Annotated in this window: 10 protein-coding genes; 2 read left to right on the top strand and 8 right to left on the bottom strand. The window is 58.0% G+C overall.

The features are described from left to right. Positions 1 to 3: 3 nt before the first annotated feature. The 3 genes from adk to ppc form a co-directional block, all read right to left on the bottom strand. Complete coding sequence (gene adk / locus ABJM11_RS13260) at positions 4 to 657, bottom strand: adenylate kinase (RefSeq protein WP_348296357.1); 654 nt, start codon at positions 655 to 657, stop codon at positions 4 to 6. A 204-nt stretch (positions 658 to 861) separates the two neighbouring features. Next, positions 862 to 2,232 (bottom strand): HDOD domain-containing protein, encoded by a 1,371-nt coding sequence (locus ABJM11_RS13255; protein WP_348296356.1) that lies wholly within the window; start codon positions 2,230 to 2,232, stop codon positions 862 to 864. Between the two features lie 25 nt (positions 2,233 to 2,257). Continuing rightward, positions 2,258 to 4,903 carry a phosphoenolpyruvate carboxylase gene (gene ppc / locus ABJM11_RS13250; protein WP_348296355.1) on the bottom strand — a complete coding sequence of 882 codons (2,646 nt, stop codon included), beginning with the start codon at positions 4,901 to 4,903 and terminating at the stop codon, positions 2,258 to 2,260. Between the two features lie 101 nt (positions 4,904 to 5,004). Here ppc and ABJM11_RS13245 point away from each other — a divergent pair, with 101 nt between their 5' ends. Further along, the gene (locus ABJM11_RS13245) at positions 5,005 to 5,238 is read left to right on the top strand and encodes a hypothetical protein (protein WP_348296354.1); all 234 of its coding nucleotides are present in this window, start codon (positions 5,005 to 5,007) and stop codon (positions 5,236 to 5,238) included. A gap of 78 nt (positions 5,239 to 5,316) precedes the next feature. Here the strand turns inward: ABJM11_RS13245 and ABJM11_RS13240 are convergent, their stop codons facing one another. From ABJM11_RS13240 to cysM, 5 genes are all read right to left on the bottom strand, one after another. After that, positions 5,317 to 5,661: a hypothetical protein gene (locus ABJM11_RS13240; RefSeq protein ID WP_027831231.1), complete on the bottom strand. Its 345-nt coding sequence runs from the start codon at positions 5,659 to 5,661 to the stop codon at positions 5,317 to 5,319. Between the two features lie 128 nt (positions 5,662 to 5,789). Then, a complete protein-coding gene (gene mazG, locus ABJM11_RS13235) occupies positions 5,790 to 6,647 on the bottom strand; it encodes a nucleoside triphosphate pyrophosphohydrolase (RefSeq protein ID WP_348296353.1) in 858 nt (285 codons plus the stop codon). Next, entirely contained in the window at positions 6,644 to 8,881 is a 2,238-nt protein-coding gene (gene relA / locus ABJM11_RS13230) for a GTP diphosphokinase (protein ID WP_348296352.1), read from the bottom strand. The genes mazG and relA overlap by 4 nt, the downstream gene beginning before the upstream one ends. A gap of 55 nt (positions 8,882 to 8,936) precedes the next feature. After that, complete coding sequence (gene rlmD, locus ABJM11_RS13225; protein WP_348296351.1) at positions 8,937 to 10,277, bottom strand: 23S rRNA (uracil(1939)-C(5))-methyltransferase RlmD; 1,341 nt, start codon at positions 10,275 to 10,277, stop codon at positions 8,937 to 8,939. 20 nt (positions 10,278 to 10,297) lie between these two features. Continuing rightward, entirely contained in the window at positions 10,298 to 11,191 is an 894-nt protein-coding gene (gene cysM, locus ABJM11_RS13220) for a cysteine synthase CysM (protein WP_348296350.1), read from the bottom strand. Positions 11,192 to 11,438: 247 nt separating this feature from the next. Here cysM and ABJM11_RS13215 point away from each other — a divergent pair, with 247 nt between their 5' ends. Then, positions 11,439 to 14,321 carry an ATP-binding protein gene (locus tag ABJM11_RS13215; protein WP_348296528.1) on the top strand — a complete coding sequence of 961 codons (2,883 nt, stop codon included), beginning with the start codon at positions 11,439 to 11,441 and terminating at the stop codon, positions 14,319 to 14,321. Positions 14,322 to 14,326: the final 5 nt, after the last annotated feature.

Below are 14,326 nucleotides of genomic sequence, written 5' to 3'. Positions count from 1 at the left end.
CGGTTACTTCAGTTGGTTAAGAATCTGATCGCGGATATCATCCAGGCCGCCCACGCCCTCGACCCGGACGTATTTCGGGGCGGCAGCCGGGTCTTTCTTCGCCCAGTCCTGGTAGTAGTTGACCAGCGGTGCCGTCTGTTCATGATAGATTTTCAGGCGCTTGCGAACGGTTTCTTCCTGGTCGTCGGCGCGCTGGACGAGGGGGTCGCCGGTTTCGTCGTCCTTGCCTTCAACTTTGGGAGGATCGTATTTCACGTGGTAGATTCGACCACTACCCTCGTGCACACGACGGCCGGACAGACGACTGACAATTTCCTCGTCGTCGACGGCAATCTCAACCACATAATCAATGTCGATACCCTGATCTTTCAGGGCTTCCGCCTGGGGAATGGTGCGGGGAAATCCATCCAGGAGGAAGCCGTTCCTGCAATCCGCCTGTTTTATCCGCTCTTCGATCAGCGCAATGATGATGTCATCGGAGACCAGGCCGCCAGAGCTCATCACTTCCTTGACCTGCTTACCAAGCTCCGACTCGGCTTTGACCGCTGCACGCAGCATGTCACCGGTGGAAATCTGGGGAATACCAAACCGTTCGGTTATGAACTGAGCCTGAGTCCCCTTACCCGCGCCTGGCGCGCCTAACATGATGATTCTCATAACGCTGTGCTCCCGTTGTAGTCATTATCATTTGAAAAGCTGTGGCAAAACCCCGCGGCTTTGCGACAGCCTCTCGCCGGTCACGGCCCGCTGGGCCACGCCGAAGAAGGCGCATTATACGAACTCAACCACTTCAGAGAAAGTGGACCTCCGTAGCATGCACCAAAAGGTTACATCAGGTTGTATTATGCAATCGTTCGGGGGTCAGGATGACAGGGAAAGTGCCAGCGCGTCCAGATCTCCGGAAACCTTGTCGATCTCCTCGCTGAGACTGGTGACATCGGCGTCTGAAAGTCCCAGAGGCGTTGCCAGGGCATGCAGGTCATCCAGGTTGAGCTCATCACCGATCCCCTTCTCCTTGAGCAGACCGTTGGCAAGCTGAACCATGAGCACGTAGTTTTCATGCTCTCCCTGATACCCCTGTTGCTGATGCATGCCCGCAGCCTTCACCACCGGGTCAGGCAATTCCCACAAGCGGTGCAGAATTCCACCAATGGCGCCATGGCCAACGGCCAGCATCTGCTGGCTGTCATCGGCGCCGAATACCTGTTGCTCCAGCGAATGCATGCTGGCTTCCGGGTTGGCTTCACGAAGGGTGTTGAGCTCGCTGAATTCCTGTGGAAAAAGGTGCCCGATCAGCAACAGGCCGAAGTTGTGTAGCAAACCACAAAGATAGGCCAGCCCCTTGTCTGCGTTACATCCGGGTGCCATGCGCTGGCACAGGAAGGCGCAGTATAGGGAATGCCGCCAGAACTGGTCCATCCCCAGCATGCCCTGGCGGGGCACTTCGAATGCGCGAACGGAGGCGATGCCAAGAGCAATGTGTGCAACACGATCGAAACCAAGAACCCGGGTAACCGCTTCCTGAACGGAATTGATCTGGCCGGGATAGTTAAAGAGTGCGGACCGGGCGTAACGCATAATCTGCGCCGTCAGGCTGGGGTCGAATTCAATCAGTTCCGCCAGCTCACGGGCGGTAGCCTCGGTGTTGGCTGTGAGCCTGAGTATGCGCAACGCCAATGCCGGCATGGGTGGCAGGCGATAAAGCTTCTGGAGCTTGTCGGCTACTTCTTCGAGGGTAATGGCATCACGCTCCCCGCTATTCTGGCCACGGATCACCAGGTGCCCCGGTGTAGCATCGACCAATGCCCTGGCCAATGATATACGGTCGAGTTCCAGGAGCGTGTTGTCGGTGCCACAACACATCAGAGAACGCGAGAAATCCAGCACATCCTGGTCGACCAGTACGGGTATGTCGTAAGCCGCCCCTACCGGTGGCTGAAAGCCAGGATCACAGTCCCCAAACAGGCGCGCCGACTGGCGGGCCGTCAACGGCTGCAGACGTCTTCCCGTCAGTTTGTGAACCAGATCCATGTCCAGGCTGGTGTTATAACCGTGAACGGCCATGACGACGCCATTGATATCAATCAGCGGCGTCGCCCGGACAAACTCGTCCTGAGGGCGACCGGATGCCATCACTGCTGCATCAAAGTTGAGCGCCTGATCAATTGCCAGTTCCCGGTAGGCGATGCCATTGCGAGTCAGAAAACCTGCCAGTCTTGCCGCTAACGCCACGGCTTTACTCCTGTGTTCCGTTTGATTACCCGGTGTTTCGCATGCCTGCCGAGATGCCCGCCATGGTGACTTTCAGGGCGCGCTCTACCATATCGGGCACTTCGTTCTTTCCTTCACTTTCGCGGTCGCGCTTCAACAGCTCTGCCTGCAAGTAGTGTAGCGGATCAGTATACGGATTACGTACGCGCATGGAATGGGCAAATACAGGTTCCTGCTCCAGCAGTGTGCCCTGCTCCTTGAGTTCCAGCAGATGACGGATGCACCCCTGCAGACGCTCCCGCAGGTCTTTGCCCAGTTTCAGTAACGCCGGATCATCCACCAGGGTCTGCTCGTAATAGCTGGCAATTCGCAGGTCGGATTTGGCCAGCACCATTTCCAGCATGTCCACATAGGTTTTGAAGAATGGCCATTTCTGCATCATTTCCCGCAGTACCGGCACACGGTCATTTCGGAAAGCTTCTTCCAGGGCCACGTCACTGCCCAGCCAACTCGGCAGCATCAGGCGCATCTGGGTCCAGGCGAAGATCCAGGGAATCGCGCGCAGGCTTTCCACACCACCGCCGGGTTTGCGCCTTGCCGGGCGGCTGCCAAGAGCGAGCTTGCCAAGAGCCTGTTCGGGCGTGACCTGGCGAAAATAGGGAACAAACTCCGGGTTGTCACGGACCACATCACGGTACGCCTTGAGGGACCGCTCCGTGAGCCAGTCCATCACTTCGCGCCATTCCGGTTCCGGCCCACGGGGTGGGGCCAGGGTCGCTTCCACCACGGCGGTGGTATAGAGCGTCAGGCTCTGTTCGGCCAACCGGGGCAGGCCGAACTTGAAGCGGATCATTTCACCCTGTTCGGTAATCCGGAAGCTGCCGTTAACCGACCCCGGAGGCTGGGAGAGGATCGCCCGATTGGCAGGGCCACCGCCCCGGCCCACGGTTCCGCCGCGACCATGGAAGAGGGTCAGGTGAATGCCGTGTTCGCTGGCCACTTCCGTAAGTTGTTCCTGGGCCTGGTACTGCGCCCAGGCAGCCATCATCTGGCCGGCATCCTTGGAAGAATCCGAGTAACCGATCATCACTTCCTGGCGACCCTTACAATACTCCCGGTACCAATCCACGCTGTAGAGGGCGGCCATGCTCTCAGGTGCCCCCCGCAGGTCATCCAGAGTCTCAAACAACGGCACCACCCGCATGGGGTTTTCCATGCCGGCTTCCCGCAGCAGCAGAATCACATTCAGTACGTCCGAAGGCGTGCTGGCCATGGAGATAACGTAAGAGCCCAGGGCTTCCGGTGTCTGTTGCGCAACCACTTCGCAGGTGGCCAGCACTTCGGCCACTTCTTCCGAAGGCTGCCAGTTTCTCGGCACTAACGGGCGCCGGCCCTTGAGTTCCCGCACCAGAAAGTCCTGCCTCTTTTGCTCTGGCCAGGACAGGTAATCTCCCATTCCCAGGTAGCCCACCATTTCGGCAACCGCTGCGGCATGGCGAGAGGCCTCCTGACGAATATCGAGGCGAATCAGCGGAAGACCAAAGGTGTGGGCCCGGCGAATGGTATCCAGCAGCGGCCCATTGGCGATGGTTTCCAGACCGCATTCGACCAGGGAGCGGTAACACAGCTCCAGTGGGCCGGTGAAATCCTCGTTTGCAAACAGGATGTCCGTTGTGTCCGCCTGCTCGCCGGCCACGCTGGCTTCTGCCCAGTCCCGGGTTCTGATCAGTTTTTCCCGCAGCCCTGCCAGCACCATGCGATAGGGTTCGCGGGACTCCCCGGTGACCGCACGCAATTCATCACTGGCTTGCCACATGGACAGCTCGGCGCGCAGTGCCTGGATATCACGCAGGTAAAGGTCGGCAGCCATCCAGCGACCCAGCAGGAACACCTTGCGGGTGACTTCATGGGTCACATTGGGATTGCCATCGCGGTCACCACCCATCCAGGATGCGATTCGGATGGGAGAGGCCTCCAGCGGCAGCCCCTTGCCTGTCGCTTCGGAGAGCGACAGGTCCAGGCTCCGGAGAAAACGCGGCAAGGCCTGCCACAGGCTGTTCTCGATAACCGCAAACCCCCACTTGGCTTCATCCACAGCGGTAGGTCGTTCGTGGCGTATTTCATCCGTGTGCCAGGCTTCGGTAACCAGTTGCCCCAACCGGTCCACAATTTCCTCGCGCTCAGCGGGCAGGAGGTCGTCATGATCCAGACGCGCCAGACAGTCTGACATCTCGTCGTACTTCATGATCAACGTGCGACGCGCCACTTCCGTAGGGTGCGCGGTGAGTACATATTCGATGCGAAGTTCGGCAACCCGACGATGCAGCTCATCCGCGCTGACACCACCGTCCTTGAGGCGACCGAACACCTCTCCAAGAGATTCCACCATCAGATCCGACTGATGACCGCGCTTGCGGCGGATACCGTGGTACTGCTCGGCCAGGTTGGCAAGGTTCAGAAACTGGTTGAAGGCGCGGGTTACCGGCAACAGCTCGTCGTCACTCAGCTTGCCCAGCAGATTGACCAGACGCTGCCCGGAACCGCTCTCCTGCCGGCGATCAGCCTTGGCGGCGGCGCGCACTTCTTCAATCAGTTCGTAACAGTCCCGGCCCGGGTGACGCTGGATACTCTGGCCCAGCAAGTCACCCAGCATGCGAACGTTTTCTCGGAGGTCGGGGTGTAGCTCGGTCACATTGACGTCCTTTTAAATTGACGGAGGCGAAGGAAACTTACGATACTATTTACTCTTAAAGCCTGTCTAACGTTTAAAACCTGTGGCCGCAAGGAGTATTCATGAAAGTAACCGATCTGCCCAAACACTGGGAAGGCAAAAAAGAGCCCGTCGAGCGGAGCCACGATTACAACCTCCGTTTACCGCTGGAAGACGCAGCGCGCATAGCCGCGTTGGCTGAATTGTATCCGGACCGTTCGGAAAGCGACATTCTGAATGACATGATCGGGGCAGCGCTGGACGACCTGGTCCGGCTGAGCCCGTTGAAGGACAAACTGGAAGGCAAGGACAAATAAAGGCAGGCAGTTAATTGCGGGGTGGCGGGACCACCCCGAGGCAATTGCAGGTCTGTTCTGGTCAGGCCACAGGCCTGATCAGGCAACCGATTCGAGCTGGCGTGCCTTGAGCTTCTGGATGTGCTTCTGGCTAAGGCTGATGAAGCGAGGGGTCATACCCTTGTCTTCGTAAATCTCGAAACCGTCCTCATCGAATGCGACAACCTTTGAACCCTGGACGTAAGGAAAGCTGGTCTCCAGTTCATCAAGAGCAGCAGAGATCAGGTCTCGCATAAGATCCTGGGAGGACTTCATCGGGTACAACGCGGCCAGTTTTTCCAGTCGCTTGTGATGCTGGTCGGACAGGTTGGCAAAATACGCATCCCGGGTCAGCCGACCACGTGCATGCTTGTCCCAGTAATTGACCAGATCTTTGATTTTCATGGTGCCTTCACTCCTGCATCTTCTTGGTGGCCCATCAGATGCACAAAAGGTGTGCATCAATAACCGGAAGTGTAGACGAAGCGACCGCACCGGGGGCGGAATTAATGGTAACGGATTGTACTTATCCGTTACTTTTTCCGCTGTTTTTCAATCCCTTTGACAGCCTGCCAGACCTCATCCAGCGCCTCCAGGGACTGAGCGTCCATATCGCGGCCTTCGCGTTCCAGGTATTCCTCGATAGCACGGAATCGCGATTCAAATTTGTGATTGGTGCTATTGAGGGCCTGTTCAGGATTAACTTTCATGAACCGTGCCAGATTGACGCATACAAATAGCAGGTCCCCCAATTCATCCTCTACAGCTTCCACCGGGCCGGCGCCGGAGCGCGCGTCATACCAGGCTTCTTTCAGTTCATCGATTTCTTCATGGAGTTTGTCGAAGACCGGTTCGACATCTGGCCAGTCAAAGCCGTGACTGGCCGCCCTGCGCTGAAGTTTTTCAGCACGCACCATTGCGGGGAGTGTGCGGGCGATGCCATCCAGCCGTCCTGCAGACTCCGTACCGACTGACTTTTCCGGTTTCGCTGCCCGCTCCTCGGCCTTGATACGCTCCCAGTTGGCCTTGATTTCCGCCTCACCGGGGCGGTTGTCCGGATCAATCCGGCTATCCAGAGTGCCGTCCGGAAAGACATGGGGATGGCGCCGGACCAGTTTGCGCACCAGATTGTCGACGACCGAGTCGAAATCGAAATGGTGTTGCTCTTTTCCCATCTGGCTGTAGAAAATCACCTGAAACAGCAAGTCGCCCAGCTCATCTTCCAGGTGCGGGTAATCCTCCCGGTCTATAGCGTCGGCAACTTCGTAGGCCTCCTCAAGGGTGTGAGGGACAATGGTCCTGAAAGTCTGGCGAATGTCCCACGGGCACCCGGTTTCCGGGTCCCGCAACCGGGCCATCAGGGTTTTCAGGTCGTCAATGGTATAACTCATGAGCGTTTGCGCCTGACGTCGATGATGTTGGGCAGGTTACGGATCTGGGCCAGTAACCGGGCCAATTGATCGAGGCTGGAGATTTCCACCGTCACCGTCATGGTAGCCGTGTTCTCATCCTTGTTGGACATGGTATTCAGCGACAGCACATCACTCTTGGACGAAGACAGCACCTGGGTGATGTCCCGCAACAATCCGGAACGGTCGTATGCCTGGATTTCCACATCCACCGGATAAACGGCAACGGGCTGTCCGCCCCAGCTTACTTCAATAATCCGGTTGGGCTCGAATTCCTTGAGGCTGAGGAAGGTAATGCAGTCCTGTCGATGCACCGTCACCCCACGGCCAACCGTAATGTAGCCACCGATTGGATCGCCGGGCAGCGGCTTGCAGCACTTTGCGACCTGGGTCTTGAGCTTGCCCACACCCCGGATCTGGATATCCGACTCGGTATCGTAGGGTTTCCGTCTCAGCGTGCTGAGTTTGAGGTCCAGCTGTTCCGACTTGGGTTCCAGCATCTGCTGGGCAATATTGGCGACGTGAGTCGGGCGAAGATCACCGGCTCCCACTGCCGCAAACATATCCTCTGCCCCCTGGTAGTTCACCTTGCGGGCCAGATCGTTCAGATCCACGTCATACAGTGACAGCCGCCTGAATTCATCCTCCAGAATGGCTCTCCCGTCAACGATGTTGCGATCGCGGTCCTGCTGCTTGAACCAGTGGGTCACCTTGGCCCGGGCGCGGGAGGTCTGGATATAGCCCAGACTGGGATTCAGCCAGTCCCGGCTCGGCGCCTGGTTATTGGACGTGAGAATGGAAATCTGGTCCCCGGTTTTCAGGGGGTAGGTCAGCGGCACAATGCGACTGTTCACCTTGGCACCACGGCAGGCGTGGCCTATCTCGGTATGCACGCGATAGGCAAAGTCCACGGGTGTGGCACCCTGGGGCAGATCCACCACGTGCCCTTCCGGTGTGAACACGTACACCCGATCGGAAGTAACGTCCGATTTAAGGTGATCCGCCAGCCCCGACAAATCGCCCAGCTCTTCCTGCCATTCCAGGACCTGGCGCAGCCAGTTGATCTTGGCATCGTAACCAACGGAACGATTGCCCTTGTCCATGCCCTTGTACAGCCAGTGGGCACAGACCCCCAGCTCTGCTTCTTCATGCATGGCATGGGTGCGGATCTGGACTTCCATTACCTTGCCTTCCGGACCAATCACTGCGGTATGAAGCGACTGATAGCCATTTTCCTTGGGGTTGGCAATGTAATCGTCAAACTCGTTGGGAATGTGGCGCCAGAGCGTGTGCACAATACCGAGCGCGGCATAGCAGTCACGCACGGCCGGCACCAGTATCCGTACCGCACGCACATCATAGACCTGGGAAAAATCGATACCCTTGCGGCGCATTTTTCTCCAGATGCTGTAGATGTGCTTGGCACGCCCCGACAGCTCTCCTGCTATGCCGGACGCGCCCAGTTCATTTTTCAGGGAGGTGATCACACGCTTGATGTAGCTTTCACGGTCCAGCCGCTTTTCGTCCAAGAGCTTGGCAATCTTCTTGTAGGCCGATTCATGCAGATAGCGGAAAGAAAGATCTTCCAGCTCCCATTTGATATGACCGATACCCAGGCGGTGCGCCAGTGGCGCGTAGATGTCGAACACTTCGCGGGCGACACGCATACGTTTTTCTTCGGGCGCGTTCTTCACGGCGCGGATGGCGCAGGTTCGCTCCGCAAGCTTGATCAACGCCACCCGAACGTCGTCAATCATGGTAACGAGCATTTTGCGAACATTGTCGAGCTGGCCTTCGGTCTGGCCAAGCACGTTGCCCTTGAGCGGATGGTGGATGGACGATATGGCGGCCATCTGCTGAACGCCATCAATCAGCCCGGCCACTTCGTCACCGAACTCCTTGCGGATTTCCTCCAGGGGAATACGCTCTTCCCGTACGGCCCGGTACAGGATGGCGGCTACCAGGCTGGTCTGGTCAAGGTGCAACTCCACCAGTACCTGGGCCATCTCGATACCGGTGCGGAAGCTGCTGGCGCCGGGAGCCCACACCCTGTCTTCACGTACGGCCTGAAAATCAATGGCTGCCGCCTTTTCACAGGCACGCCGGAACTGCTCGGCATTTTCCAGATGCGTCTGGGATTCGATCTGGCGAACCCAGCGTTCAATATCCACCTGGCCATCGCCCGTCACTGCGTAGTCTTCGCGAACTTTTACCATATCGCTCTTGTTCTTCCTGGTTGTTTACCTGGCCATCCGTGACCGGCGCCGAGATTCATCCGTTATTCACGCGCTCGAACATGGCCATGGACTCAACGTGCGTGGTGTGGGGAAACATATCCATGACTCCCGCCCGCACCAACCGATAGCCGTTGCGTACCATCACACCCGCATCCCTTGCCAGCGTGGCCGGGTTGCAGGAAACGTATACAATCCGCCGGGCCCCGAAGGCGGTCAGGTATTCACAGACTTCCTGGGCGCCGGACCGGGGCGGGTCAATCAGAATCTTGTCAAACCCTTCAGCTGCCCAGGGCTGCTCAGTAAAATCTGCCTGCAGGTCAGCGCCGTGGAATGCGACATTCGACAAGCCGTTGCGTTCCGCGTTTTCCCTGCCACGAACAACCATGGAATCATCGCCCTCCACACCAACCACCTGCGCGGCATGGCGGGCTAGCGGCAGGGTAAAATTCCCCAGCCCGCAAAACAGGTCAAGCACCCGCTCATCCGGCTTGATATCCAGCCATTCCACGGCCCTGTGTACCATGGTGCGATTTATCCCTGCATTGACCTGGGTAAAATCCATGGGATGAAACTTCATGGTCAGATCGAATTCTTCCATCTGATAGGACAGCCTTTCTTCACCTGACTCTGGCCAGATCCGGTGTACGGTGTCGGGCCCTTTCGGCTGCAGGTAGATATGCAATTCATGGGCCTGGCCAAAGCGGACAAGCGCTGCCGTGTCTGCCTCGCTCAAAGGGTCCATGTTGCGGAACACCATTGCCGCCGCATGGTCTCCGCAGGCGACCTCCACCTGGGGAATGCGCCGGTAGGCCTCCAGGCCATGGAGCATTTCCCGCAGCGAGGTAATGCGATCACCAATACGCGGGTCCAGAACCACACAGCGGTCAATATCGGTCAGGAAGCTGTTGCGCTTTTCACGAAAACCCACCAGAACCGACTCCCGGGCCGGCACATACTTCACCCCGAGCCGGGCTTTGCGGCGATAACCGAGTGCGGGTGAGCGCATGGGCGGCACCCATTCCTCCGGCTCGATGCCCCCGAAGTGAGCAAAGTGTTCCCTCAGCGTGTCTTCCTTGAACCGGATCTGGGCATCGCTGTCCATGTGCTGCAGGCTGCAGCCTCCGCACAGATCCGCAAACTCGCACGGCGGCGTAATCCGGGCATCTCCGCCTTCCAGCACCTCGACGGTTCTCAGTTCATCAAATTTGCTGCGGGAGCTGATCACTTTTGCCATCACCATCTCGCCGGGCAGCGCTCCATCAACAAATTGCGCCTTGCCATTGTCACGGGCAATACCGCGGCCATCGTGGCTCAGGGTTTCAATCACACAACGTACCGGCTCGGTAGGCAGGGCCTTCCTGCGTCTTCTGCTCATAGATACTTCTCTCGGTAGATTCAGGCGCCGGGGAACACTCCGGTGGACAGGTAACGGTCGCCCCGGTCACAGATAATGGCCACGATCACCGCGTTTTCAACCTGGGCTGACAGTTTCAATGCAGCGGCAATGGAACCACCGGAAGAAACCCCGCAGAAGATGCCTTCTTCACTGGCCAGTGCACGCATGGTGTCCTCGGCTTCCTGTTGGCCAATGTCCAGCACGGTGTCTACCCGGGAAGCGTCGTAGATTTTCGGCAGGTAGGCTTCCGGCCAGCGGCGAATGCCGGGTATGGAAGCACCCTCTTTTGGCTGCAGCCCCACAATCCGGATGTCGGAATTGCGCTCTTTCAGATATCTGGAGACGCCCATTATGGTGCCGGTGGTGCCCATGGAGCTGACAAAGTGGGTGACCCTGCCAGCCGTCTGCTCCCAGATTTCGGGGCCGGTGGTGCGGTAATGCGCCAGTGGGTTGTCCAGGTTTGCAAACTGGTCCAGCACCTTGCCCTTACCCTCTGCCTCCAGCTGTTGCGCCACGTCACGGGCACTTTCCATGCCCCCTTCTTTACTGACACTGATGATCTCGGCCCCGTAAGCCCGCATCGACGCCCGCCGCTCTTCGCTCGCATTCTCAGGCATGATCAGAACCATCCGGTAACCCTTGATGGCCGCCGCCATGGCAAGAGCGATACCGGTATTACCACTGGTGGCCTCAATCAGCGTATCGCCGGGTTTTATCTCGCCGCGCCGTTCCGCTTCCTGAATCATGCTGATCGCGGGGCGGTCTTTCACTGAGCCCGCCGGGTTGTTGCCTTCCAGCTTCGCCAGAATCACGTTGCTGGTATCACCCGGGAGCCTTTGCAGCCTTACTAGGGGCGTATGCCCTACGTAATCTTCTATGGTCGGGAAATGCATGCTTTTACCTTCCTCAAATCTTCCGCAACCCGCGGCCAGCCATTACCGCCGACAACACAAGCCTGTGGTACACTCCGGATTCGCATGATACGCGGAATCTCCGCTGCCTCCCAATACAGCTTCTCGCTATATCCATGACTGCGGGCTATATCCGGGAGTACCATTACGGCCAGACTGGATGGAATCATCTATTCTGACAGGGAAGAATGCCGGATATCCGGCCGGTGAAGTCAATCGGGAACACTCTATGCGGCGCTGGGGCATACGCAAAAAAGTACTCGTGGTGACACTCGTCCCCACCCTTCTGACCACCCTGATGCTGGGGCTTTTCTTTACCTACAGCTGGGTCAACAACATTGAGAGCCTGCTCAAGGATCGTGGAGAGTCTCTTTCGCGGCAGTTGTCGGCCGGGTCGGAATACGGTCTGTTTACTGCCAACCGAAGCCTCCTGAGCAGCCTTTCCAATGCGCTTCTGGAAGAGCAGGACGTCCGCTCCATCACCTTTTTCGACAGCGAGCATAGCCGACTGCTTCACACCGGCCCTGGCAGCTCCGATGACGTCGGCAAGGAAGCGCTGACCGGCGAGGACGCGAAACAGATCACCAGGCCGGACAGCACCGTGTTCGTTACCCCGGTTTACCTGCAGGACCTGATGATCGAAAGCATGCTGGCCCCGGAGTCCCGTCCCGATGCGGCGAACGGCAGCAAGAAGCCGATTGGCTGGGTCACTGTGGAAATGTCACATGTTCGCACCGAGAAGGAAACCTACAAGGCACTGCTGATTTCGCTGCTGCTGGTATTGGGAGGGGTCCTCCTCAGCCTGGTGATTGCCTTGCGCCTGAGCCGCGCCTTTACCGATCCGGTTTTCGAACTCAACGAAGCCGTTGCCAGGCTGAAGGAGGGCAAGCTGGACACCCGCGTATACACCGGGGCCGGCCCGGAATTCGAGCAACTGGAATCAGGCCTGAACGCCATGGCTGGGGAACTGAGCAAAGCCCAGGCAGAGATGCAGCAAAACATCGACCAGGCCACGGAAGATCTGCGGGAAACTCTGGAAACGATCGAGATCCAGAATATTGAGCTGGACTTTGCCCGTAAGGAAGCACTGGAAGCCAGTCGCATAAAATCGGAATTCCTGGCCAATATGTCCCACGAAATCCGCACTCCACTGAACGGCATTATCGGCTTCACCGAACTGTTGCTGAAAAGCCCCCTGCCCCGCCAGCAACGAGACCACCTGAGTACCATCCGCAAATCGTCGGAGATACTGCTGACGATCATCAACGACATCCTCGACTTCTCCAAGATCGAGGCTGGCAAACTGATTCTCGACCGCATACCGTTCCAGCTCCGCGACATTGTCGAGGAAGTCATGGTCATGCTGGCGCCGGCAGCGCATGGCAAGAACCTGGACCTGGTACCACTGGTTTACAACGATGTGCCCGATAACATCATGGGAGACCCCCTGCGGGTCAAACAGGTGATCACCAATCTGGTCAACAACGCCATCAAGTTCACCCAGACCGGTGAGGTGGTTCTAAGGGCCAGTCTGGAGGAAGAAGACAAGGAAGGTAACCGGATTACCCTGCGGCTGAGCATTACCGACTCCGGCGTTGGTCTTTCCCGGGCCCAGCAGCAGTCACTATTCAATGCCTTCAGCCAGGCTGATGCCTCCACCGCCCGGCAGTATGGTGGCACCGGGCTCGGTCTTGCCATCTCAAAGCGCCTGGTGGAAGAAATGGGTGGCAAGATTGGCCTGGAAAGCGAGCTCGGCAAGGGCTCCACCTTCTGGTTCACTCTCACATCGGAGCTATCGTCCACCGGAGAGGCAATCGCTCCCAAAGATGCCCTGCGCGGTGAGCGCGTTATCTATCTGGAACAACAGAAGACAACCGGCCTCGCTGTAGAGCATATGCTGCGGGAATGGGGCATGACCGTAGACCGGGTTTCCTCGCCAGGTGCGATGCAGGAGCAAATTGAAGAAGCCCAGAAGGAGCAGTCCGGCTATGCTGTCGCGCTCCTGGGCATCACCCGTCATCTACTTAACTCCAGCCAGTACTGTGCACTGGTACGAACCCTGGAGCTGGAACGGGACTGCCGCACGCTTCTGCTGACTCCGACACTGGAAACCCACGACACGCCATTGTCGGGACTGGCCAGTGGCCACCTCACCAAACCAGTCTGCCGCGACTCCCTCTATGATGAGTTGTTGCTGCTGGTCCACGGCATCAGTAGTGGCCAGCGGCAGCTTCCGATGCCGCCCGAACCACGAGAGACCGTGGAACAGTCTGACCGGGCACCACGGGTGCTGGCCGTAGATGATAACGATGCCAACCTGAAACTGGTGCTGACACTGTTACACGATTGCCGAATAGAAGCGGAAGGTGCCAGCAGTGGTTTTGAGGCGCTCAGCAAGGCACGACAGCAACCGTTTGACCTGGTTTTCATGGACCTGCAGATGCCGGGCATGGACGGTGTCGAAACCACCGAAAGGCTGCGGGGACTGGACAGCAACAGCCACCGCACACGCATCATCGCACTCACAGCCCATGCACTGGCCGAAGAACAGGACCGACTGGTCCGGCAGGGCTTTGATGGCTATCTTGCCAAGCCCATCAGCAACAGCCAGCTCATTGATATCATTTATGACTACACTGGCTACAGCTGCGACGCGGACCCGGGCAGTGCCTACCTGTCCGTACCCGAAGTCCGCGATACCCGCCGGGCCCTGCGGCCGTCCACTCGCAAGAAGCAGGCGGACTGCGTCAGCATAACGGAGAGCATCCAGCTGGCCGCCGGTAAAGCAGATCTGGCGGAAGAGTTGTTCAGTATGCTGGTTGAACAGATCCGCATAGACCTGGACCGCGTTAACAGACTCTGGGACAACGGTGAACGGGAGGAGTTACTGGAGTGCGTGCATAAACTGCATGGCGCAACCCGATACTGCGGCGTACCGGAACTGCGAGCCGCCGCCAATCAGGTGGAGACGGCGTTGAAGTGCGCCTCGCCAGATATCGAATACCAGAAAGACCAACTGCTCGTCGCCATGGAGCGTTTGCAGACCTGGAGTGAGCAGACGGACTGGCAGCAACTGTTCCGCCAGCAGAATCAGCAGGCGACGGCAGACTGAGGTGT

Origin of the sequence: Marinobacter sp. (assembly GCF_039977835.1) — a bacterium.
Lineage (GTDB): Bacteria > Pseudomonadota > Gammaproteobacteria > Pseudomonadales > Oleiphilaceae > Marinobacter.
This window is presented reverse-complemented; position numbering and strand designations above follow the sequence as displayed.